We start from the raw sequence: 429 nt of genomic DNA on the forward strand, positions 1-429 counted from the left end.
CCGCGTATGCGCAGGTACAGGCGCTGGGAGAAGAGGGACAGCAGCTTCATGCAGCGGTCAGTCTTGTTGCTTGGCGAAGACGTAGCCCACGCCGCGCACGGTCAGGATGCGCTTGGGCGCCTTGGGGTCGGCCTCGATGGCGGCGCGGATGCGGCCCATGTGCACGTCGATGGAGCGGTCGAAGGCCTCCAGCTCGCGGCCTCGCACGGCCTCCATGATCTGGTCGCGCGTGAGCACGCGGCCCGCGCGCTCGGCCAGCGTGACCAGCAGGTCGAACTGGTAGGAGGTCAGCTCGCAGGGCTGGCCCGCCACGGTGACGCTGCGCGCGTCGCGGTCGATCTCCAGGCTGCCGAAGCGCAGTGCCGTGGTCGGCTGGCCTGCGGCCGAGCCCTCGCCGCCGCCGCCGCGCCGGCGCAGGATGGCGCGAAT

At 71.8% G+C, this 429-nt stretch carries 1 protein-coding gene; it reads right to left on the reverse strand.

What is annotated here, in order from left to right:
• Window positions 1-57: 57 nt before the first annotated feature.
• Window positions 58-429: winged helix-turn-helix domain-containing protein (locus tag L995_RS20780; RefSeq protein ID WP_047473419.1), on the reverse strand; the 372-nt coding region annotated here is incomplete at its 5' end.

This window comes from Delftia sp. ZNC0008, from assembly GCF_000799035.1.
GTDB lineage: Bacteria > Pseudomonadota > Gammaproteobacteria > Burkholderiales > Burkholderiaceae_C > Comamonas > Comamonas tsuruhatensis.